The organism is Pseudomonas sp. MIS38, from assembly GCF_019891575.1.
Lineage (GTDB): Bacteria > Pseudomonadota > Gammaproteobacteria > Pseudomonadales > Pseudomonadaceae > Aquipseudomonas > Aquipseudomonas putida_A.
This window is the reverse complement of sequence record NZ_JAFLXF010000004.1, coordinates 52,466-76,031: the sequence shown is the minus strand read 5'-3', so window position 1 is coordinate 76,031 and position 23,566 is coordinate 52,466. Positions and strand designations below refer to the sequence as shown.

Sequence of the window (23,566 nt, the reverse complement as noted above, 5' to 3'; positions counted from 1 at the left end):
GGTTAGTCAGGTGTCGCCAAACCCAGTGTTTACTGGCCGAAACCCGCGGTTTAGAAGGCCCTAGTATTAAAGTATTAACACCATTTAATCAGTGCCCCATCGCGGGGCGTCTACTAGCTTGTCAGCCAAGACGCGGTTTTGTGATGACCGTCGCAGTCTTGATTCGCGTGTGGAATAAGCACGTCTCCCACGCCTTCAAGGAAGAATTTGGCCACGACAAGGAGTAGCCCGTGGAAGCAAGGTTTGGTGTCGCCCTCGTTTCGCGTTTTTCCCCACTTTCCCTTGCTGTGCACCTGAGCGTTGCCGGACTGTTGTTCGGCGGCGTCAGCGAGCAGGCGCTCGCGACCTGCTCGGCGGCAGGTTCGACGATTACCTGTTCGGGCGTCCCGACGCTGCCGCTGTTTCTCAATGACTACAGCAGTGCCACCAGCGGCCTGACGGTCAACGTCACCAACGGAGCGCAGATGAACGCCACCCTGGGCGGCAAGGTGCTCAACCTGACCGGGGCCAACATCAACCTGAACAACTCCGGCACCCTCGACCCGGCCTTGCTGGGCCTGGTGTCGATCCTCAGTGGCGGTGCGTTCATCGGTACCGGCGCGACCAGCACGGTGAGCATCGTCAACAACGCCACCGGGCTGATTCGCGGCACCGGCATGTTGCTCGGGCTCAACCTGACCAGCATCGACGGGCTGGGGATTGCCGTGAACAACTCGGTGTCGGGCACCACGACCATCACCAACGACGGCACCATCACCTCCACCGGGCTGTCGGTCGGCGGCATCACCCTGGCCGATACCCCGGTGGTCGGGGTGTATGGCGGTTCGCAAGTCAACATGACCAACAGTGCCAGCGGCACCATCAATGGCCGGATTGCGTTCGAAACGTCAGTGGCGGGCAACACCTTCACCAACGCCGGCAACATCACCGGCGGTGTGTCGATGGGGGCGGGCAGCACCAACACCTTCTACGCGATCACCGGTTCCAGCGTTAACGTCGGCGACGGTGTGCAAGTCTCCGTCGGCCTCGGTGGCCTGATCGGCATCAACCTGACCTTCGCCCCGACCGGAACGATCGATGGCGGCGCGGCGGGTACCAACACGCTGATTCTGCAAAACCCGATCGGCCTTGGCGGCGGCACCACCGGGACGGGCACGGCGTCCAGCGCCACCTACGTCAACTTCAACAACCTGACCCTCAACAGCGGCACCTGGACCTTGCAGGGGCCGTTGGTCAGCGGTGCGACCACCCTCAATGGCGGTGTCGCGCAGTTTAACGACAACGCGGCGTTCGGCAGCGGCGTGCTGACGTCCAACGGCGGGATCCTCCAGGCCAGCAATGCCGGTTTGACGCTGGCCAACCAGATCAACCTGGGCGCCGGCGGCCTGACCCTGCAGGGCATCAACGGCACGACCCTCAACGGTGTGATTTCCGGCACAGGCGGCCTGACCAAGATCGGCAGCGGCCAGCTCAACCTCAACGGCATCAACACTTACACCGGCAACACCGTGCTCAATGGCGGTGTGGTGCTGGTGGGCAACAACCAGTCGTTCAGTACCGGTGGCATCACGGTTGGCGGCTCTTCGAGCATTTCAGCGACGGCACCGATTTCACTGGCTAACGCGATCACGCTCAACAGCACCCTCACCGCAACCGGCACCGGTGCGTTGACCTTGGGCGGGGTAATCAGCGGCGCCGCCAACCTGACCAAGACCGGCAGCGGCAGCCTGACCCTCAACGGCATCAACACCTACACCGGGATCACCAGTCTCAGTGCCGGGGCCTTGCGCGTCGGCAACAACAACGCACTGGGTACCGGTGTGCTCAACACCAGCAACGGCACCAGCCTCGACAGCACCGGCAACGTGACACTGGGCAACAACGTCGGCATCACCGGTGCGCTGAACGTGCTCGGCAGCAATGCGCTGACCCTGGGCGGCATCGTCTCCGGCACCGGTGCGATCACCAAGAGCGGCAGCGCCAGCCTGACCCTGACCGGCAACAACACCAACAGCGGCACCACCGCACTCAATGGCGGCAGCTTGCTCGTTGGCAGCAACACCGCCCTCGGCACGGGCGCATTGAACGCGGCGGCCGGCACCACGCTGGATGCGACCGCCGCCGTGACGTTAGCCAATGCCGTCGCGCTGGCAGGCGGGCTGACCATCGGTGGCACTCAGGCGCTTGGCTTGAGTGGTGTCATCAGCGGCGCCGGCAACCTGATCAAGGGCGGCACTGCGAACCTGACCCTCAGCGGCAACAACACGTTCTCCGGTGGCACCGCGCTGAATAATGGCACGCTGATCGTCGGCTCCAACACCGCGCTGGGCACCGGCGCACTGACCACGGCGGCGGGCACCACCCTCGACGCCAGCACCACCGTGGCGCTGAGCAACGCGGTCGCCCTCGGCGGCAACCTGAACATCGCCGGCAACGCCAATCTGACTCTCGGCGGCATAGTCAGCGGCAGTGGCGGGCTGACCAAGAACGGCGCGGCCAACCTGATTCTCAACGGCGCCAACACCTTCAGTGGCGGAACCACGCTGAATGCCGGCACCCTGACCGTTGGCAACGCCGCCGCATTGGGCAGCGGCGACCTGACCGTCGCGAACGCCGCGACCCTCGACAGCAACACCTCGGTCATCCTCAACAACAACGTCGCCCTCAACGGCAACCTGGCCATCGGCGGCAGCAACGGCATGATCCTCGGCGGCGTGCTAAGCGGCGCCAGCCAGTTGATCAAGAACGGCACGGCCAACCTGACCCTCAACGGCGCCAACACCTTCACCGGTGGCACCGCGCTCAACGCCGGCAGCCTGACCGTCGGCAACGGCGCGGCACTCGGCACCGGCACGTTGACCGTGGGCGGTGCGGGCGCAACGCTTAACAGCAGCGCCAACGTGACGCTGAACAACGCGATTGCCCTGAACGCCAACCTGACTGCCGGCGGTGCCAACCCGCTGACCCTCGGCGGCGTGATCAGCGGCAGCAGCAACCTGATCAAGACTGGCGCTTCGACCCTGACCCTCACCGGCGCCAATACCTACACCGGTTCTACGTCGCTGAACGCCGGGACACTGATCGTCGGCTCCAACACCGCGCTCGGCACCGGCGTGCTCAACGCTGGCAACAACACCACGCTGGACGCCAGCACCGCGACCAGCCTGGCGAACAACGTCAACCTCGGCGGCAACGTGACAATCGGCGGCAGCAATGCGCTGACGCTTGCAGGGGTGGTTTCCGGAGTTGGCGGCCTGACCAAAAGTGGCCCCGCTGATTTGATTCTCAACGGCGCCAACACCTACTTCGGCAACACCGCACTCAACGTCGGCAAGCTGATCGTCGGCAGCAATACCGCGCTGGGCAGCGGTGCGCTGAACGCGGCAGCCGGCACCACGCTGGACACCAACACTGCCGTCACGCTGGGCAATCAGGTCAACCTGGCCGGTGCGATGAACATCGGTGGCAGCGCAGACCTGACCCTCACCGGCACTGTCGCCGGAGCCGGCAGCCTGGTGAAAAACGGCGCGGCCAATCTGAACCTCAACGGCACCAACACCTACGCCGGCGGCACCACGCTGAACGCCGGTACGGTGACCGCCGGCAACAGTTCGGCGCTCGGCACCGGTGCGTTGACCGTTGGCGGCGCGGCAACGCTCGACAGCAGTTCGCCGCTGGTCAGCCTGGCCAACGCGGTCGTGCTCAATGCGGCGCTGAGCGTCGGCGGCACCCAGGACCTGACCCTCGGCGGCGTGATCAGCGGCGCCGGCCAACTGGTCAAGAACGGTAGCGCCAACCTGACCGTCAACGGCACCAACACCTTCAGCGGTGGCAGCACGCTCAACGCGGGTACGCTGACACTGGGCTCGGCCGCTGCGTTGGGCAGTGGCGGCCTGACCGTCGGTGGCGCTTCGACGCTGGACACCAGCACCGGCATGAGCGTCGGCAACAACATCACCCTCAACGCCGGCCTGACCCTGGCCGGCAGCAACACCCTGAACATCAGCGGCGTGATCGATGGCGCCGGCAGCCTGACCAAGGACGGCTTTGGCGATCTGACGCTCAGCGGCAACAACACCTTCACCGGTGCGCTGAACATCGCCTCCGGCAGCGTCACCACCGTGAGCAGCGGGGCGCTGGGCAACACCTCCGGCGCCAACATCAGCGCCGGTGCCAATCTCTATCTCAACAGCAGCGCCAGCCTCAACGGCTTGAGCGGCAGCGGCAGTGTGCAGATCGCCGGAGGCAATACCCTGACGGTGGGCGGCGTGAACAGCACCAGCACCTTCGACGGCGACCTCGGCGGCAGCGGTGCGCTGACCAAAGTCGGAACCGGGACGCTGAACCTCACCGGCAGCAGCGGCATCACCGGCAACACCAACGTCAACGCCGGTACGCTGAATCTCACCGGTTCGCTGGCCAGCACCCAGCTCAACATCAACAACGGCGCGACCCTCACAGGTACCGGTTCGGCGCTTGGTTTCATCACCATCAACAGCGGCGGTCATCTGGCGTTGTCCTCGGGCAATACCTTGTCCACCTCGTCGCTGATTCTCACTGCCAACAGCAATGTCGACGCGAGCCTTGCCACGCCATCGACCTCCTCGCTGATGAATATCGGCGGCAACCTGACCCTCGACGGTAACCTCAACGTCACCGATGCCGGCGGCTTTGGCGTGGGTGTCTATCGCTTGTTCAACTACATCGGCGCACTGACCGACAACGGCCTGACCGTGGCCGGTGTGCCGGTGGGTTATGGCCTCGGTGACATCCTTGTGCAGACCCTTGGCAATCAGGTGAATCTGGTGGTGTCGGCGCCTAACACGAACCTGCGCTTCTGGGACGGCAGCCAGACCATCCCGAACGGTAATGTGGACGGCGGCACCGGTACATGGACTGCCGGCGGCACCAACTGGACCAATTCCAACGGCACGCTGAACCAGACCTGGGCCGGCGATTTTGCGGTGTTCCAGGGCACGGCCGGCACAGTGTCGGTCAACGGCACGCAACTGTTCACCGGGATGCAATTCCTCACCGATGGCTACAACGTGGTCAACGGCACGTCGGGTCTGCTGACCGCCGTCAACGGCAGCGGCGGCACCACGGCGATGCGGGTTGATCCGGGCGTGACCGCCACGGTCGGCGTGGACATCAACGGCAGCGGCATCCTCAACAAACTCGATGCCGGCACCCTGGTGCTCAACGGCGCCAACACCTACAGCGGCGGTACGCAACTGGACGGCGGCAAGATCATCGTCGGCAGCAACACCGCGCTGGGCAGCGGCACGCTGACCGCCAACGCTGGCACACAACTCGATAGCAACACAGCGGTCACTTTGGCGAACGCGGCAACGCTCAATGGCAATCTGACGGTGGTCGGCAGTAATGCGCTGACCCTCAACGGCGTGATCGGCGGGACTGGTGGCCTGATCAAAAATGGCGCGGCCAGCCTGACCCTCGGCGGCAACAACGCTTTCCTCGGGCCGGTGGCGCTGAATGCGGGCGGCTTGATTCTGGCGTCGAACAGCGCGCTGGGCTCGGCCACTCTGAACGCGGCGAGCGGCACCACACTGGATGCCAGCGGCGCCTTTACGGCGGGTAACGCGATCAATCTGGCGGGCAACCTTGATGTCGTCGGCAGCAACGATCTGACACTGAGCGGTGCGATCAATGGCGCCGGCAGCCTGACCAAGAATGGTGCGGCCAACCTGATCCTGAGCGGGGCTAACAATTTCCTCGGCGGCGTCACTCTCAACGCCGGCACATTGACCGTCGGCAGCAACGGCGCACTCGGCCTGGGCAACCTGACCGTGGCCGGTGCCTCGGCGCTGGACGGCAACACCTCGGTGTCGCTGGGCAACAACGTGGTGCTCAATGCCAATCTGACCAATACCGGCAGCAGCGACGTAGCGCTCAGCGGCGTGGTCAGCGGCACCGGCGGTCTGATCAAGAACGGCGCGTCGAACCTGACGCTCAACGGCATTAACACTTACAGCGGCGGCACCACACTGAACGCCGGCACCGTGACCCTTGGCACCTCGGCGGGCCTGGGCTCCGGCGCGGTAACCGTGGCGGGTGCGTCGACCCTCGACACCACCGCGCCGCTGGTGCTGGCCAACAACGTCAACGTCAATGCCAACCTGAGCGTGGCTGGCAACAACAACCTGACGCTCGGTGGCGTAATCGCCGGGGCGGGCACCCTGACCAAGAATGGTCTGGCCGACCTGACGCTGTCCGGCAACAACACCTTCAGCGGCACCTTTGATGTGCAGTCGGGCAGCCTCACGACACTGGGCAACTCGGCATTGGGCAGCAATGCCGGAGTCAATCTCGGCGCTGCGGCGACGCTGAACCTCGGCGGCTCCGGCAGTCTCGCCAGCCTGACCGGTAGCGGTACAGCGCTGATCGGCGGCGGCAACACCCTGAGCATCGGCGGCAACAACGCCAGCAGCATTTTTGACGGCGTGCTCACCGGCACCGGCGAGTTGAGCAAACTCGGCACTGGTACGCTGACCCTGACCGGCCTCAACAGCCTGACCGGCAACACCACGGTCAACGCCGGCACCTTGAACGTCAGTGGCGCGCTGGACAGCGCCAGCGTACTGGTCAACAGCGGCGGCACCCTGACCGGCGGCGGCTCGCTCGGCGGGGCGGTAACCGTGGCGGATGGCGGTCATCTGGCCGGCGCCACCGGCAGCACCTTGTCGGTCAACTCGCTGGTGTTCAACGCCAACTCCAATTTCGATGTCGGACTGGGCACGCCGGTCTCCGGTGGCGGCAACGCGCTGGTCAACGTCGGCGGCAACCTGACCCTCGACGGCAACCTCAATGTCAGCGACATCGGTGGTTTCGGCAGCGGTGTGTACCGGTTGATCAACTACACCGGCGGCCTGACCGACAACGGCATGCTGATCGGCACGGTGCCGGGCAGCGTCACTCCGGGCGATCTGACCCTGCAAACCGCGCTGGCCAACCAGATCAACCTGCTGGTTACCGCACCGGGCGTCACCGTGCAGTTCTGGGACGGCAATCAACTCGTCGCCAACGGTTCGGTGGATGGCGGCAGCGGTACCTGGGGCGCCGGCACCACCAACTGGACCGACGTCAACGGCACCACCAATCAGGCCTGGACCAACAACTTCGCGGTGTTCCAGGGCACGGCGGGCACGGTCACCGTGAACGGCGCACAAACCATCACCGGCATGCAGTTCGTCACCGATGGCTACAGCCTGCAGGACGGCACCGCGGGTTCGCTGAATCTGGTCAACGGTTCGTTGGGTAACGCCACGGTTCGAGTCGATCCGAACGCCACCGCGACCGTCGGCGTTGCGCTTAACGGCAGCGGCACCCTCGGCAAATACGACACCGGCACGCTGGTGCTCAACGCCGCCAACGGCTACACCGGCGGCACCGCGCTCAATGGCGGCAAGATCGTCGTGGGCAACAACGCAGCGCTCGGCAGCGGTGTGTTGACCGCTGCGGACGGCACCGCGCTGGACAGCAACGCGGCCGTCACGCTGGGCAACGATGTGGTGGTGAACGGTGGCCTGACTGTCGCTGGCAGTAACGCCTTGACCCTCGACGGTGTAGTCAGTGGGGCGGGCAGCCTGATCAAGTCCGGCGCTTCGAGCCTGACCCTCAACGGCAGCAACACCTACAGCGGTGGTACTCAGCTCGCTGGCGGTACGCTGGTGCTGGGCAACAACAGCGCAATCAGCAGCGGTGCACTGAGCGTGACCGGCAACGGCAGCCTCGACAGCACCTCGGCGCTGCAACTGGCCAACGCGATCAATCTGGGGTCGCAACTGACCCTGGCCGGCAACCAGAACACCACGCTGCTCGGCGCCATCACCGGCACCGGCAGTCTGGTGAAAAACGGCAACGGTGACCTCGTGCTTAGCGGCGCCAACACCTACAGCGGCGGCACCACGCTGAACGCTGGCACTACCACCGGCGACACCAGCAGCCTGCAAGGCGCCATCGTCAACAACGCGGCGCTGACCTTCGCGCAGAACGCCGACGGCAGCTACACCGGCAACTTGACGGGCGCCGGCACGCTGAACAAAACCGGCACCGGCCAATTGCTCCTGACCGGCAACAACACCTTCACCGGTGATACCTCGGTGCAGGCCGGCAACCTGATCGTTAACGGCGTGCTCAACAGTGCCAACGTCAACGTCGCCAGTGGTGCGAAAGTCGGTGGCAGCGGGCAACTGGGCGGCAACGTGCAACTGGCCAGCGGTGCGACGCTGACCGGTGGCGGCACGGCTACACCGTTGTCGGTCGGCTCGCTGGCGCTGTCCTCGGGCACCAACCTGGACTTCAGCCTCGGCTCGGCCGCCAGCTCCACCACGGTGGTCAACGTCGCCGGTAACCTGACCCTCGACGGCACGCTGAATATCAGCAACGCCGGCGGTTTCGGCACCGGGGTCTATCAACTGTTCCGCTACGGTGGCAGCCTGACCGACAACGGGCTGGTCTACGGGAGCCTGCCGGTGTCGGCGGCCAACCTGACCCTGCAAACCGCGATCGCCAATCAGGTCAACCTGTTGGTACAAGGCACGCCGGGTGAGGTGCAGTTCTGGAACGGCGGCACTACCAACCCTGATGGCAGCATCGGTGGCGGCAGTGGCGTGTGGGGCCCGGGCACCAACTGGACCGATCCGAGCGGTACGCAGGCGCTGGCGTCCAATGGTCAATTCGCAGTGTTTGGTGGCCAGGCCGGTACCGTCACTGTGCAGGGCAATCAGAACTTCACCGGTCTGCAGTTCCTCACCGGCGGCTACAGCCTGGTGCCGGGCGCTGGCGGTACGCTGACACCAGTCAACGGTGCCGACGGCAGCCTGGCGCCGGTGCGGGTCAATGCCGGAGCCAATGCTGAAATCGACGTGCCGCTGATCGGCACCGGCGGTATCGAGAAACTCGATTCCGGCACCCTCGTGCTGACGGGCGCCAACACCTACAGCGGTGGCACCACCGTCAGTGGCGGTACGCTGATCGGTAACACCACGAGCCTGCAAGGCAACATCACCGACAACGCCACGCTGGTGTTCCAGCAAAACACCGATGGCCAGTTCAACGGTGTGCTCAACGGCACCGGCGCGCTGTTCAAACGCGGCGTGAGTCGCCTGTTGATGGTCGGCAATCAACCGTTCAGCGGTACGGTTTCCGTCGATCAAGGCCTGCTGCAAGTCGGCAGCCGTGCGGCCCGGGCTTCGCTGGGCGCACAAGTCACGGTCGCCAACGGCGCAGGCCTGAGCGGTAACGGCAGCGTCGGTTCGGTGGTCAACCACGGTGTGGTGGCTTCCGGTGGCGCTGACGGCACCTTGAGCGTGGCCGGCAACCTGACCAACAGCAGCGATGGTGTACTGGCGCTGACCGTCAGCTCGCCAACCGCGACACCGTTGGCGGTGGGTGGTACGGCGGCATTGGGCGGCGGTCTGGTGGTCAACAGCCTGGCGCCATTCACCGGCAACACCACCTACTCGCTGATCACTGCGGGCGGTGGGGTGACCGATACCTTCAGTGCCACCGATCTGCCGCAGTACGCGTTCCTTAACAGCTCGCTGATCTACGGTGCCGATTCGGTGACCCTGGCCGTGAGCCGCAACGGCAACTCGTTCGCCGATGTCGCTGCCACGGGCAACCAGCGCGGCACCGCCACGGCACTGTCCAATAACGGAGCGGCCGGCGCGGCGTTGCAGAACCAGATCGTCAACCTCAGCGTCGCCGGTGCGCGCAATGCGTTCGACAGCCTGTCGGGTGAAATCCACGCCAGCACCGCCAGCGCCATGCTGGAGGACTCGCGCTTCATCCGCGAGGCGGTCAATGACCGCATGCGCCAGCCATCGTGCAGCGCCGCGGATGATCCACGCAAAACCCTGGCACCGAGCGACACGCAACTGAGCAGCAACGGCTGCCACGGGGAAATGGTCGGCTGGATCCGGGCTATCGGTGCCTGGGGCGACATGGGCGGCGACAGCAACACGGCGAAAGTCGATCGCAACCTTGGCGGTTTCATGCTCGGCACCGACAAGGCGCTGGATGACACCTGGCGTGCCGGGATGGCGGCCGGCTACACCCGCAGTAACCTCAATGCGCACGATCGCAACTCAGATGCCAAGGTCGACAGCTACCACTTGGCCGGTTATCTGAACTCGCAATTCGATGCACTGGCGGTGCGCCTCGGCGCGGCTTACAGCTGGCACAGCATCGAGACCAAACGCGATGTCAGCGTCGGTACTTACAACGATCGCCTGAAGGCCGATTACGACGCGCGCAGTGCGCAGGTGTTCGGTGAAGTGGGTTACGCGATCAGCGCAGCAGGCGTTGCCATCGAACCGTTCGCCGGGCTTGCCTACGTCAACTACGACAGCGACACCGGCAAGGAAAAAGGTGGAGTGGGGCGCCTGAAGGCCGACGCCGATCAGGACATCACCTACTCGACCCTCGGTGTGCGTGTCGGCAAATTGGTGACCCTGGCCAACGGCAGCCAACTGACGCCACGCGCGGCCATCGGCTGGCGGCATGCCTACGGCGACACCAAACCTGACGCCGACCTGACCTTCATCGACGGCGGCGCCTCGTTCAGCACCCAGGGCGTACCCATCGCCAAGGACAGCGCATTGCTCGAAGCCGGCATCGACTTCCAGGTGACCCCGACCGGCAAGCTGGGCATCGGCTACTCAGGCCAGGTGTCGAGCGACAACAACGACAGCGCGTTCAACATCAGCTTCAGTCAAAGCTTCTGAATCATGGTCGAAGTACTTTAGCCGCCCGAAAGGGCGGTTTTTTTTGCACAATCGAAAGCCTTTGTGGCGAGTGATTTCTGCACTGAGGTAGGAACGAGATGGATCTGTCGAAGCATTTGTTAAATCTGGAAAACCGCTTGCTGTCGCGCGCCGTGCGCGAGGATGCCGCAGAACTGGCGAGATTGATCGCGGACGACTTTGTCGAATTCGGCGCCAGCGGCGGCATCTGGAATAAATCCGATGTACTGGAAGCATTACCGCAGCAAGTGTTCGCACAACGTACCGTCAGTCAGTTCACGCTCAAGCAATTGTCGGAAGATTCGGCTCTGGTGACGTATCACTGCCATACCGTAGCTGGCGGCCAGCGGGTGCCGGCGGACAGTTTGCGCAGTTCGGTATGGCGGCGGCAGGGTGAGCAGTGGCAGATGGTTTTTCATCAGGGCACTTTTGTGCCCGGCCGTGAAACCGTGGAGACCCGTCGATAGCTTTCGCGAGCAAGCCCGCTCCCACACTGGATCTTCAGTGAACACAGGATTTGTGGATGACAGCGATCCCCTGTGGGAGCGAGCTTGCTCGCGAAGGGGGCCGAACATTCAGCGCAAAAATCAGCCGGCCCGCGCTCTGCTAGAATCCGCCCCATCAACTGCCAGAGACTCTCCCATGAGCGAGCCGATTCGCCTGACCCAATACAGCCACGGTGCCGGTTGTGGCTGCAAGATTTCCCCGCAGGTGCTGGAAGTGATTCTGGCCGGCAGCGGTGCGCAGAACCTTGACCCGAAACTGTGGGTCGGCAATGCCTCGCGTGATGATGCGGCGGTGTACGAGATCGACGCCGAGCGCGGTGTGGTGTCGACCACTGATTTTTTCATGCCGATTGTCGACGACCCGTTCGACTTCGGCCGGATCGCTGCGACCAATGCGATCAGCGACATCTATGCGATGGGCGGCGATCCGTTGATGGCGATTGCGATCCTCGGCTGGCCAGTGAATGTGCTGGCGCCGGAAGTGGCGCGGGAAGTGATTCGCGGCGGGCGCGCGGTGTGTGACGCCGCCGGCATTCCGCTGGCCGGCGGGCATTCAATCGATGCGCCGGAGCCGATCTTCGGCCTGGCCGTGACCGGTCTGGTGGAAAAACGCCACATGAAGCGCAACGACACCGCCACCGCCGGTTGCCTGCTGTACCTGACCAAGCCGTTGGGCATCGGCATCCTCACCACCGCCGAGAAGAAAGGCAAATTGCGTTCCAGCGACATTGGCGTGGCCCGTGACTGGATGTGCACCCTGAACAAACCCGGCAGCCGTTTTGGCAAACTGGCCGGCGTCACCGCGATGACCGACGTTACCGGTTTCGGCCTGCTCGGGCATCTGGTGGAAATGGCCGACGGCAGCCACCTGACCGCACGTATCGGCTACAACCACGTGCCGCGTCTGGACAGCGTCGAGTACTACCTCGAACAGGGCTGTGTGCCCGGTGGCACCTTGCGTAACTTTGACAGCTATTCGAGCAAGCTCGGCCGTCTGCAGGAGTTGCACAAGCGCGTGCTGTGCGACCCGCAGACCAGCGGCGGTCTGTTGATTGCAGTTACACCGGAAGGCAACGCCGAATTCCTCGCCGTGGCTGCCGAACTGGGCCTGAACCTGGCGCCGATCGGCGAGCTGGTCGAGCGACAGACCCACGCAGTCGAGGTGAACTGATGTCACGCGACTGCACCGATTACCGCGATATTTTCCTCAACGACCGGCCGATGATGGATGCCCGTGCGCCGATCGAGTTTGCCCACGGCGCGTTTCCCGGCGTGGTCAACCTGCCGCTGATGAACGACCGCGAGCGCGAGCAGGTGGGGACTTGCTACAAGCAGCATGGACAACAAGCCGCCATCGCCCTGGGTGAGCGGCTGGTGTCTGCCGAAGTGCGGGAGCAGCGCATTCAAGGCTGGGTCGAGTTTGCCCGGGCACACCCCGACGGCTATCTGTATTGCTTTCGCGGCGGCTTGCGTTCGCAGATCGTCCAGCAATGGATCAAGGAAGAGGGCGGGATCGATTACCCGCGTGTCGGCGGTGGCTATAAGGCGATGCGTACGTTCCTGCTGGAGACGATCGATCACGCCGTGGCCGAGTGCGATATGGTGCTGCTGGGCGGCATGACCGGCACCGGCAAGACCGAACTGTTGGTGCAGTTGAGTAATGGTCTGGATCTGGAAGGCCACGCCAATCATCGGGGCTCGAGTTTCGGCAAGCGCGCCACCGGCCAACCGACCAACATCGATTTTGAAAACCGTCTGGCCGTTGATGTGCTGAAAAAACGCGCCGGCGGGATCCAGCAGTTTGTGCTGGAAGACGAGAGCCGGGTAGTCGGCAGTTGTGCCTTGCCATTGCCGCTGTACCGAGGCATGCAAGTGGCGCCGATGGTCTGGCTTGAAGACAGCCTGGAGCAGCGGGTCGAGCGGATTCTGCAGGATTACGTGATCAACCTGCACGCCGAGTTTGTCGCGGTGCATGGCGAGCAGGGCTTTGCGCTGTATGCCGAGCGGCTGATTGCGAGTTTGAACAATATCCAGCGCCGGCTGGGCGGCGAACGCCATCAGCGGATGTTCCTGCAGATGGAAGAGGCCTTGGTGGAGCAGGCGCGCAGCGGTTCGGTCGAGCAGTTTCGTGACTGGATCAGCGTGTTGCTGCGCGAATATTACGACCCGATGTATGCGTTCCAGCGTGAGAAGAAGGGCGGGCGGATCGAGTTTGCCGGGGAGCGCGGGGCGGTGCTGGAGTATTTGCGTGAGCGGGTGAATCAGCGGGTTTGAGGGTGCTCTTGCGGGCCTCTTCGCGAGCAAGCCCGCTCCCACATTGGGTCTCCACTGGGCAGAAATTTCTGCCTGACGCAGATCCCCTGTGGGAGCGGGCTTGCTCGCGAAAGGGCCGGTACAGGCAGCGCAAAACTCAAGTCGGACAAGTCACCTTGCCGTTATCCAGCCCCTGCTTGTAGCTGTGACTCTGCAAACTGGCCTTGCCGTTGTGCCAGGTCAGGGTCAGCACGTACAGCGAATCGAAATCGCCAGCCGCCCAGTCATCGGTGATGGTCTGCTTTTCGCCGACTGCCTTGCCGGCAACCTTGTTGATCAGTTCCGGCAAATAGCCGTGCGACCATGCGGTGTAGATCGTCGCGTTGTGGTACTTGTCCTCGGTCAGCTCGCGCGCCAGATCACTGGTGTCGTTGGCGGAGAACTCGATGTTCACCGGCAGGCCGAGCTTGATCGCGGCGGGGCTGATGGTCATCAACGGACGGATGTAGCTGTAGGAATTGTCCAGTTCGCCTTCCTCGACATTGCGCGTCGGGTTGGCGGCGAACACGTAATCGGCCTTGCCGAATTTTTCCGGCAGCAGGGTCGACAGCTCGATCGCCCGGTTCAGACCCTGACAGTTGAGCTGGCCGAGACCGCCCTCGGGTTTTTCCGCGTGGCGCAGGAAGATCAGCGTCTGCGTACCGTCCACCGGTTGCGCGCGAATCTGGCTCGATTCGAGCGACAAGGTCAGCGCACTGACTGCCAGCAGGGAGGGCAGGGCCACATAGGCGCGATGTTTGAAGCGTTTGGCGAAACTCATGAGGTTCGTCATTGAATATAGGATTCTTCAGCAAATTCGGTTGGGGCTGACCAACCCTTACACCGCGGGCTCCCAGCGCCGGGTGTTGTCCATGTCGTGTCGTACTTCCCTTGCAAAGACATAGCTCAGAGTCCACTGAGGCCGCTTGGTTCGATCCTGGCTTCTGCACACTAGCTGCAGAATGTTACGGTTCCTGGATTATGATCAGCGCTTTCCATGTGACTGGATGTTTCCCATGACCGATCTGTCCGCGTTCCCCATCACCCACAAATGGCCCGCGCAGTACCCTGACTGGATTCAGCTCTATTCCCTGCCGACCCCCAACGGCGTCAAGGTCTCGATCATGCTCGAAGAGATCGGCCTGCCCTACGAGCCGCACCGCGTGGGCTTCGACACGCAGGATCAGCTGTCTCCCGAGTTCCTGTCGCTGAACCCCAACAACAAGATTCCGGCGATCCTCGATCCCCACGGCCCGCAAGACCAGCCGTTGCCGCTGTTCGAGTCCGGCGCGATCCTGATCTACCTCGCCGACAAGAGCGGTCAGTTGCTGGCGCAGGAAGGCGCGCTGCGTTACGAGACGATTCAGTGGCTGATGTTCCAGATGGGCGGTATCGGCCCGATGTTCGGCCAGCTCGGTTTCTTCAACAAATTCGCCGGCAAGGACTACGAGGACAAGCGTCCGCGTGATCGCTATGTCGAGGAGAGCAGACGCCTGCTCAGCGTGCTCGACAAACGTCTGGAAGGTCGCGACTGGATCATGGGCGAGCGCTACACCATCGCCGACATCGCCACGTTTCCGTGGGTGCGTAACCTGATCGGGTTCTATGAGGCGGGGGATCTAGTGGGCATCAGCAACTTCCCGAACGTGACCCGGGTGCTGGAGCGCTTTCTGGCTCGCCCGGCTGTGGTGCGCGGGTTGACCATTCCTTCCTGAGGCCAAACATAACCCTGTGGGAGCGGGCTTGCTCGCGAAGGCGCCGTGTCAGTCAATACGTCTTTTTCTGATACACCTCCTTCGCGAGCAAGCCCGCTCCCACAGGAATAGTGATGACGCCCGCAGATTATTGCGTCCTCGGTAACGCACTGTTGATTGATCCAGGTTTGTACCTGCGCCCACCGAAGGCATAAGCTTCGCCCCCTACGACTTTCGTCTCATCTGCCGTTTTCAGGAAGATCCATGTCCAGCCAGTTCCCCGAAGCACGTCCCCGCCGTCTGCGCCGCAATGCGAGCCTGCGCAGCCTGTTCCAGGAAACCGAGTTCAGCCTGAATGATCTGGTGCTGCCGATTTTTGTCGAAGAAGAGATCGACGACTTCGTGCCGATCAAGAGCATGCCGGGGGTGATGCGCATTCCCGAGCGCAAGCTGGCCAGTGAAATCGAGCGTTATGCCCGTGCCGGGATCAAGTCGGTGATGACCTTTGGCGTGTCCCATCACCTGGACGCCAACGGCAGCGACACCTGGCGCGAAGAGGGACTGGTCTCGCGCATGTCGCGGATTGCCAAGGACGCCGTGCCGGAAATGATCGTGATGTCCGACACCTGCTTCTGCGAATACACCGATCACGGCCACTGCGGTGTGATGCACAACCACGAAGTCGACAATGACCAGACCCTGATCAACCTCGGCAAGCAAGCCGTGGCCGCGGCGCGTGCCGGTGCGGACGTGATCGCGCCGTCGGCGGCGATGGACGGCCAGGTGCAGGCGATTCGCCAGGCGCTGGACGCCGCCGGTTTCACCCAGATTCCGATCATGGCTTACTCGACCAAATTTGCCTCAGCGCTGTACGGTCCGTTCCGCGAAGCCGGTGGCAGTGCGCTGACAGGTGATCGCAAAAGCTATCAGATGAACCCGATGAACCGTCGCGAAGCCCTGCGCGAATCGCTGCTCGACGAGCAGGAAGGCGCCGATGCGCTGATGGTCAAGCCGGCCGGTGCGTACCTCGACATCATCCGCGACATCCGTGAAGCCTCGAACCTGCCGCTGTCGGCGTATCAGGTCAGCGGCGAGTACGCGATGATCAAGTTCGGCGCGCAGGCCGGTGCAATCGACGAGGATCGCGTGGTGCGCGAAAGTTTGGGCGCGATCAAGCGCGCGGGTGCGGATCTGATCTTCACTTACTTTGCGATGGATCTGGCGCTGGCCGGGATCTGACGAATACCGCACAACCCCCTGTGGGAGCGGGCTTGCTCGCGAATGCGGTGTATCAGCAACGAATAGGTTGACTGACACGACGCCTTCGCGAGCAAGCCCGCTCCCACATTGGGACTGTGTAGGGTCAGGGGCAGTGGAAGTAGGGTCGGATCCCGTGATCCCGAAAGTACCGCTCGATCACCTTCGGATCCGCGCTGTTATCGGCAATCGCCACATAGGTATCCGGGCGCAACAGGTAAAAACCGTTACGCCCCAATCCCGCCGTTTCAAACGCCGGCCGCCAGTCGAACACGTGCAGCGACAGATGGTGTTCATTGCACCAGGCGATCATCTCGTCGCTGGTTTCGCCGTACGCGTGCACCTGCCAGCAGGGCTGGCGCAGCGGCTCGAAATTATCCCCCTCACCATCATGCGCCCACGGCAAGCGGTCGCCGCCGTGGACGTGGCCGGCCGTGCCCTGGCTCAGCGGCATGCCGCGGTAGTTGAGGGTGACCTGTGAGACGGTGCGAAAGAGGAATTCGCGGCTGGCCTCGAACGTGGCCATTTTCGGGATCAGAAACGGTGCCAGACGCGTGCGCAGCAAATCGGCGATGCGCCCCTCGGCGGTGACGAAACTGAACACCTTGTCGGTGGTCGACACCAGCCGCCGGGCGAAGGCGATGCGCTCGGTTTCGTAAGTGTCGAGCAGCTTCGCCGTGGCGCTGCCGTTGAGCACGGCGGCGAGTTTCCACGCCAGGTTGATCGCATCGCCGATGCCGGTGTTCATGCCCTGGCCGCCAGCGGGGCTGTGCACGTGCGCGGCGTCGCCGAGGAGAAACGCCCGACCGCTGCGAAAGTGCTCGGCCACGCGGTGATGCACGCGGTAGGTGGAGAACCAGTTGACCTCGTCGATGTGAACTTTCAGGTGCTCGATGGCGCGGCTGCTGACGTCGGCAAATTGCAGGGTTTCGGCGCGGTCGGCACGTTCGTCACGCACGGTGCCGATCAGTCGGGCGCGGCCTTCACCGGCCAGCGGGAACACCGCGAGAAAATCCGCTTCGTCCAGATCCAGATGCAGCTCGCCGTTCATCGCCGGGCCGCTGGCCTGCACATCCGCAACGTAGAAAACCTGCTGATAGGTGCCACCCGGGAACCCGGTGTCGAGGGTTTTGCGCACCACCGAACGTGCGCCGTCGGCACCCGCCAGATAGCACGCCTGACAGATTTCCTGCAGCCCGTCCGGCAAGCGCAAATGCGCGATTAGGCCATCGCCGGTTTCTTCGAAACTCTCAAGCTCGGTGTTGCGCTCAACCGTCACGTCATAGTCTTCGAGGCGTTCGAGCAGCAGTCGTTCGTGCTGATCCTGGGGAAAGATTTCGATGAACGAGTAGGGCGTCAGGCCTTCGCCGATGCGCTGCAACGGCAACTGCGCGACCGGTTTGCCCTTGACCCAGAAATTCGCCGCCGCGACCTTGTGGCCGTTGCGCACCACGGTGTCGGCCAGGTCCAACTGGCGATACAACTCCAGGGTGCGCGCCTGCACCGCCAGTGCTCGTGAGGTGGTGCCGGGCGCGGAGGTCTTGTCGATGATGCGCACGCGCACGCCCAGTTTGCTCAGCCACAGGGCCAGCACCAGACCGGTCGGGCCGGCACCGATGATCAGTACGTCGCTGCGGTTCATGGGCCTGTCCTCTGTTTGCTGTGCAGCAAGTATGGATCAGATGGGAAGGGTGGCCAGTTGATCGGTCAGACGGAAAAAGGCCCCGCAGCGGTGGGGCTGTGGGGCCTTTTTTCGGGTGTTTGGCAGGAGATTTGGTGACAGTGAAATTTGCCCCCTCACCCCAGCCCTCTCCCCCAAAGGGGGCGAGGGGGAAAGGGAGCCGATTTGGGTGCCTTTCAAAACCTTAGTTCGACTCGGTGGCACACGTCGGCGTGACTCGAAAGAACACCGCGGTCAGTCCCCTCTCCCTACGGGAGAGGGCTAGGGTGAGGGGCTTTTGAGGGTGAGGGCTTCTCAGCTTTAAAAATCGATAGTGCCCGACAGCTTCGCCACCCGCGGCTCACCCTGGGTCAGATAACCGCCCTGCGCCGATTCCCAATACTTCTTGTTGGCCAGGTTTTCGACGCCCAGGCGCAGGGTCACGTCTTTCTGCGAGACCTTGAACGCATAACGCGCACCCGCGTCGAAGCGGTTCCAGGTTGGCAGGCTGAGGTTGTTGGCCGCGTCGGCATATTGGCCACCGGTACGCAGCATCCGCGCATTCAGCGCCACGCCTTGCAGGCCCGGTACATCCCAGTCGGCGCCGGCGTTGAACTGGAAGCTCGGCACGCCGATGGCACGGTTGCCGTCGTTGGCGCCGTTCTGGGTGTTGCGCAGTTCGGTGTCCATCAGCGTCAGGCCGCTGATCAGGCGCAGGCCGTTGATCGGCTCGCCGAACACGTTCATCTCTATGCCTTTGTTGATCTGCTCGCCTTCACGCACGTAGGTGCAGGTGGTGGCGCTGTTGATTTCGCAGTAACCGTCGCTCGGCTGCTCGATGCGATACACGCCCAGGCTCGCGCCGTAAGTGCCCATGTCGACCTTGACCCCGGCCTCGGTCTGCTTGGAGCGCGCCGGCGCGTAGACTTCGTTGCCGTTGGTCACACGCAAGCCGCCGGCGCTGGTCGGCGAGGTCGGCCCCTGGGCCAGGCCTTCGATGTGGTTGGCGTAGAACGACACGTGTTCCCACGGCTTGAACACGATGCCGTAGACCGGCGTGGTGATCGATTCGTCGTAGCTCGACTTGCGGCTGCCGCTGCCGTAACTGGCGTAGTTGTAGCCTTGCACCACCAGTTGCTGGCGACGCAGGCCAGCGGTGATCAGCAGGCGATCATCGAAGAAACCGAGGGTGTCGGAGAGCGCGAGGCTGCGGTTGAAGGTCTTGCCGACGATGCCCGGGTCATTGAGATCGCCGCCGGAAAAATTGCCGACCGGCGACGGCGTTTCCACCGGGTGGTAGATGTTGTTGGCGTACTTGGTCAGGTCGAAATCATAGGCACTGCGCTGTTCGGCCCACAGACCGCTGAGGCCGAAATTGAGCTTGTGGCTGACGGCGCCGGTGTTGAACTTGCCGTTGAGACCGGCCATCAGGCTGGTGTTGTCCTCATCGTGGGGGATGAACGAGCCGGTGGTGTAGGAGGCGCCGTTGTTGCCCACCAGCGTGGTCGAATTGTAGCGCCCGACCTCGCGGGTGTGCTTGGCGCCGCCAGCGACGTACGCGGTCCAGTTGTCGTTCAGGTCGTACTCGGCGCGGAGCATGCCGAAGGTGTCTTCGATGTCGGTGTAGCCCCACTTTGGCGCGTAGTTGGTGTCGGCCGACGGCGCGTCCGGAATGTGCGTGGCGGTGCCGAGGTTGACCGAGTTGCGGCCACCGTTGACGCGTTCTTTCTGGTAGGCGAAGTCGCCGGAAATACGCAGCGCGTCACCACGATAGTCGAGGCCGATGCTGAACAGTTTCGAGCGCTGGTTTTCGTGATCGATGCCGGTGTCGCCTTCGCGCTGCGACAGGTTGATCCGCGCGCCGAAGCGGTTGTCTTCGCCGAAACGCTGGCCGATATCGAAGTGCTGACCGATGCGACCTTCGCTGTTGATATCGGTGGTGTAGCGGCGCAGCGGCTCGTCGCCGGCACGCTTGGGCTGCAGGTTGACGCCGCCACCGATGCCGGAGCCGGTCGGGGTCACGCCGTTGATGAAAGCGTTGGGACCTTTGAACACTTCCACGCGCTCCAGGGCGTCAGTGGAAATGATCTGCCGCGGCAGCACGCCGTACAGGCCGTTATAGGAAATGTCGTCGCCGTTGAGCGGCAAGCCGCGGATCATGAACACCTGCGCCTGGTTGGAGAAGCCCGAGGCCTGACGCACCGACGAATCATTGAGCAACACGTCGGCAACGTTTTCCGCTTGCTGGTCCTGAATCAGCTGTTCGGTGTACGACGCGGCGCTGAACGGCACGTCCATCATGTCCTGATTGCCGAGCACGCCGAGCTGACCACCACGGGCGACCTGACCACCGGCATAGACCGGGGGCAGGGCGTTGGGCGTCGGTGCCTGGGCGTTGATGTTGACGTTGTCGAGCACCAGCTCCTTGCCGTTTTCGTCGGCAGCGTGAGCGGTAACAGTCAGGGAGCACAGCAGGGCAAGAAGCGTCGGGCGAAACGGGACGGCGAGTCGAGCTGAAACGGGCATGTCGATACCTGGAGGCGTGCGGCCGGTGAGAAAATTGGAACGGCGCGGGGAACTCCTTGCGCAAATACGACTCCAGGTACAAATGATAGGAGTTCGCAGTAACGTTTTGCAAACTGTTTATCTTGCTGAATTTCCCGATCCGAATGGAAACCTGTAGTGAGGGGATTTATCCCCGATGGCGCGCGGAGCGGGCCGCTTTGACATTCGAGGACTGCTGCGCAGTCTATCGGGGATAAATCCCCTCACCACAAAGGTCACAGTCCTAGCCTGCGTCACACTTTTGATCGTATGGTGAACCCGCCTCAATGCACGCCAAGGAGCGCCATGCACACCCCTCGATTACTCGTTACCCTCGCCGCGCTGCTGGTGCTCGCCGGTTGCGCCGGCCAGCGCAGTCAGGAGCCTGTTCCGCGCGCACCCGCCGAAGTGAAAGCCGAAATAGTGCGGCTGATGCCGGCCAAAGTTCCCGACCGTCAAGGCTGGGCCACCGACATCTACGCCGCGTTCGCCGCACAGAACATCAGCCCGACCACGCAGAATCTGTGTTCGGTGCTGGCCGTGGCCGAGCAGGAATCCACCTTCCAGGTAGACCCCACGGTGCCGGGCCTGGGCAAGATCGCCCGCGACGAAATCGACCGTCGTGCCGCCAAAGTGCATATCCCCGGTCTGTTGGTCAGCGCCGCGCTGCAAGTGCGCTCCACCAGCGGCAAGACCTACAGCGAACGCTTGAACGCGGCACGCAGTGAAAAAGAACTCAGCGCCATTTTTGACGACTTCATCGGCAGAGTGCCGATGGGCCGCACCTTGTTCGGCGGCTTCAACCCGGTACACACCGCCGGACCGATGCAGGTCAGCATCGAATTCGCCGAGCAGCACGCCAAGGAGTATCCGTACCCGGTAGACGGCACGATCCGCCACGAAGTGTTCACCCGCCGTGGCGGCATGTACTTCGGCATCGCGCATTTACTCGGTTACCCGGTGAGTTATCGCGAGCCGCTGTACCGCTTCGCCGACTTCAATGCCGGCTGGTACGCCAGCCGCAATGCCGCGTTTCAGAACGCCGTCAGCCGAGCATCGGGCATCCCGTTGGCGCTGGATGGCGACTTGATTCGCTACGACTCGATCATGCCTGGCAGCAACGAACTGGCGGTGCGCACCCTCGGCAAGTCGCTGGGCATGCGCAACCCGACCATTCGCGATCAACTGGAGAAGGGCAAAACCCTGGAGTTCGAAGAGACCAAACTCTATCAGCGGGTGTTCGAACTGGCGGAGCAAGCGGAGGGAAAAAAACTGCCGCGTGCAGTGTTGCCGGGGATCGTGCTGCAGAGCCCGAAAATCACCCGCAAGCTGACCACGGCGTGGTTCGCCAAACGCGTGGATGAGCGCTACAAGCGCTGCATGGCCAAGGCCGGTTGACGCCGGTTCAAAGCACTTTGACGGCTCGGCCAATGGCTTGAATCGGCCCGGTCGGTTTACCGATCGGCGAGCCATTGGCGCCTTCCAGCGTCAGTTCGAACAGCTGATTCGGTTGCAGCGGCGGCAATTTATCCAGCGGCACCGAGAGCGTCTGCCCCGGTTTGACCAGCCCCAGCGACACCGGCCCTTGCCAGCCGTCAGCCTTGGTCCAGAACTCCAGCGCCTTGTCCGCCGGCACTTCGACCACGCCCAGCGGGATCAACTGGATTTCACGCGGATTGCTCGCCTGGATCACCCAGCCCGGCGCCTTGTCCTGCGGCGCGACCAGCACCACCAGATAATTCGGTTTCGGCGGGGTCTGGGTCAGCAGGATTGAGCCCAAAACCAATGTGGCGACCAAGCCGGCCGCACTCAAGCCGCGCCACAGCGGCAGCAGATTCCACCACGAGGTTGACGGCGCAGCCGGCGCTTTTTGCGCGAACCGCTCGACACTGCGCTCGATGCGCGGCCACAAGTGCGGCGAAGGCTGCTGCGTCCCGGCAAATTCGGTCAGGTCGAGCAAGCGTCGCTCCCAGGCATCCACCGCCGCTTGCAGTTCGGGGTCGTATGGCAAGCGCTGTTGCAGCGCTTCACGCTCCGGCGCCGACAGGGTGCCGAGCACGTACTCGCTGGCCAGTTCATCACGTTCCTGCGCCGATTCAGTGGTCATCCCATGCACTCCCGCAAAGCGTTGAGGCTGCGTTTGATCCAGGCTTTGACCGTGCCCAGCGGCGTGTCCAGGCGCGCGGAAATCTGTGCATGACTGTAGCCGTCGACATAGGCGTGGAGAATGCAGCTTCGCCGCTGCGGGTCGAGTTGTTCCAGACAACGATGGATCCGCGCCGAATGGCCCTGCACATCGAAGGCGTCCTCGTCAGGCACGGCATCGTGTTCTTCGTTGAACGGCGTCTCCCGGCTTTGATCACGCAGCTGGTTCAACGCCAGATGGCGGGTCACGCTGAACATCCAGCCGCGCGCTGAACCGCGCGCCGGATCGAACTGCGCCGCACCGTTCCAGATCTTGATAAACGCCTCATGCACGATGTCTTCGGCCAGCGCCGCGTCACGTACCAGTCGTTTTGCAACGCCGAGCAGGCGCGGGCCTTCCTGCACGTACAAATCGCGCAGGGCCGACTGCTCGCCGCGGGCACAGGCAGCGAGACGGGCTTCGTAATCAAACAGCGGTTCAGGCAAAGACATGGGGTGCAATCTAGCTCACATTCTTCAAACATCCAGACAACACAGTCTTCTACTGTGGGAGCGAGCCTTTGTGGTGAGGGGATTCATCCCCGACCGGCTGCACAGCAGCCGTAACCGTTGGTTGCGGTGAATGCCTGACTCCGCAGTTGCCGGATTTTGGGGCGCTTCGCGCCCCATCGGGGATGAATCCCCTCGCCACAAGTTCGC

At 63.2% G+C, this 23,566-nt stretch carries 12 protein-coding genes; 7 read left to right on the top strand and 5 right to left on the bottom strand.

Features of this window, described 5'->3' with window-relative positions:
- Positions 1-230 precede the first annotated feature (230 nt).
- The 4 genes from J1G18_RS07225 to mnmH all read left to right on the top strand — a co-directional run bounded on the left by J1G18_RS07225 (position 231) and on the right by mnmH (position 13,549).
- On the top strand, positions 231-10,751 hold the full coding sequence (locus tag J1G18_RS07225) for an autotransporter-associated beta strand repeat-containing protein (protein ID WP_223007310.1): 10,521 nt from the start codon (positions 231-233) through the stop codon (positions 10,749-10,751).
- 98 nt (positions 10,752-10,849) lie between these two features.
- Positions 10,850-11,236, top strand: a complete 387-nt coding sequence (locus J1G18_RS07220; protein ID WP_223007309.1) for a DUF4440 domain-containing protein — start codon at positions 10,850-10,852, stop codon at positions 11,234-11,236.
- Positions 11,237-11,411: 175 nt separating this feature from the next.
- Positions 11,412-12,446 carry a selenide, water dikinase SelD gene (selD, locus tag J1G18_RS07215; protein ID WP_096797393.1) on the top strand — a complete coding sequence of 345 codons (1,035 nt, stop codon included), beginning with the start codon at positions 11,412-11,414 and terminating at the stop codon, positions 12,444-12,446.
- Entirely contained in the window at positions 12,446-13,549 is a 1,104-nt protein-coding gene (mnmH, locus tag J1G18_RS07210) for a tRNA 2-selenouridine(34) synthase MnmH (RefSeq protein WP_223007308.1), read from the top strand. The genes selD and mnmH overlap by 1 nt, the downstream gene beginning before the upstream one ends.
- 136 nt (positions 13,550-13,685) lie before the next feature.
- On the opposite strand, the gene J1G18_RS07205 is transcribed toward mnmH, so the two are convergent.
- Positions 13,686-14,360, bottom strand: coding sequence for a histidine phosphatase family protein (locus tag J1G18_RS07205; protein ID WP_139055740.1), 675 nt, complete (start codon positions 14,358-14,360; stop codon positions 13,686-13,688).
- Between the two features lie 223 nt (positions 14,361-14,583).
- On the opposite strand from J1G18_RS07205, the gene J1G18_RS07200 reads away from it, so the two are divergent.
- Both J1G18_RS07200 and hemB read left to right on the top strand, forming a co-directional pair.
- A complete protein-coding gene (locus J1G18_RS07200; protein WP_223007307.1) occupies positions 14,584-15,282 on the top strand; it encodes a glutathione S-transferase family protein in 699 nt (232 codons plus the stop codon).
- 243 nt (positions 15,283-15,525) lie between these two features.
- A complete protein-coding gene (gene hemB, locus J1G18_RS07195; protein ID WP_223007306.1) occupies positions 15,526-16,500 on the top strand; it encodes a porphobilinogen synthase in 975 nt (324 codons plus the stop codon).
- Between the two features lie 124 nt (positions 16,501-16,624).
- Here the strand turns inward: hemB and J1G18_RS07190 are convergent, their stop codons facing one another.
- Positions 16,625-18,160: an FAD-dependent oxidoreductase gene (locus J1G18_RS07190; RefSeq protein ID WP_223007305.1), complete on the bottom strand. Its 1,536-nt coding sequence runs from the start codon at positions 18,158-18,160 to the stop codon at positions 16,625-16,627.
- A 339-nt stretch (positions 18,161-18,499) separates the two neighbouring features.
- Complete coding sequence (locus J1G18_RS07185) at positions 18,500-20,704, bottom strand: TonB-dependent receptor (protein ID WP_223007304.1); 2,205 nt, start codon at positions 20,702-20,704, stop codon at positions 18,500-18,502.
- Positions 20,705-21,028: 324 nt separating this feature from the next.
- On the opposite strand from J1G18_RS07185, the gene J1G18_RS07180 reads away from it, so the two are divergent.
- Complete coding sequence (locus J1G18_RS07180) at positions 21,029-22,120, top strand: DUF1615 domain-containing protein (RefSeq protein WP_223007303.1); 1,092 nt, start codon at positions 21,029-21,031, stop codon at positions 22,118-22,120.
- Between the two features lie 7 nt (positions 22,121-22,127).
- Here J1G18_RS07180 and J1G18_RS07175 read toward each other — a convergent pair whose 3' ends face one another.
- On the bottom strand, positions 22,128-22,829 hold the full coding sequence (locus J1G18_RS07175) for an anti-sigma factor domain-containing protein (protein WP_098968056.1): 702 nt from the start codon (positions 22,827-22,829) through the stop codon (positions 22,128-22,130).
- Positions 22,826-23,359 (bottom strand): sigma-70 family RNA polymerase sigma factor, encoded by a 534-nt coding sequence (locus J1G18_RS07170; protein ID WP_223007302.1) that lies wholly within the window; start codon positions 23,357-23,359, stop codon positions 22,826-22,828. The genes J1G18_RS07175 and J1G18_RS07170 overlap by 4 nt, the downstream gene beginning before the upstream one ends.
- Between the last annotated feature and the right edge of the window lie 207 nt (positions 23,360-23,566).